Raw genomic sequence first — 480 nt, forward strand, 5'->3', positions numbered from 1 at the left:
ATCATTCATACCCTGACCCCTCGAAAAACCGCCTGTGGCGGTGTGTGTTCTGCCCGGCCGCACTGTGTATGCGGCCAGCTGCTTGTTATGTAGGTTTGTGGGCCGGCTTAGCGCCACCCATGTGCTTGGCACCACCGCTGGCGATCAACTCCGCCAGCTCCGAGACATCCAGCAACGCACACATGTGCTCGATCACCGTCCCGGCCAGCCATGGCCGTTGACCCCGATGGCTGCGCCATTTGATTTCGTTCGGGTCCAGGCGCAACGAGCGGCTGACCTGATGCACTGCCAGCCCCCACTCATAGCCCTGAACCGAGATCACGTATTGCAGGCCCTGGCGGAAGTCATCGCGATAACGATCAGGCATGACCCAGCGCGCGGTATCCAGCACCTTCAGGTTGCCGGCCTGGCTTGGCAGAATCCCGAGAAACCATTCCGGCTGACCGAACAATGGCGTCAGCTCATGACCGGCCAACGAGT

Annotated in this window: 1 protein-coding gene; it reads right to left on the minus strand. The window is 61.0% G+C overall.

All coding sequences use genetic code 11. The features are described from left to right. Positions 1-85 precede the first annotated feature (85 nt). A partial coding sequence (locus BK665_RS33935) for a chemotaxis protein CheW (protein WP_148053310.1) occupies positions 86-480 on the minus strand: 395 nt, incomplete at its 5' end.

This window comes from Pseudomonas frederiksbergensis (assembly GCF_003732665.1).
In the GTDB taxonomy this organism is placed as follows: Bacteria; Pseudomonadota; Gammaproteobacteria; order Pseudomonadales; family Pseudomonadaceae; genus Aquipseudomonas; species Aquipseudomonas frederiksbergensis_G.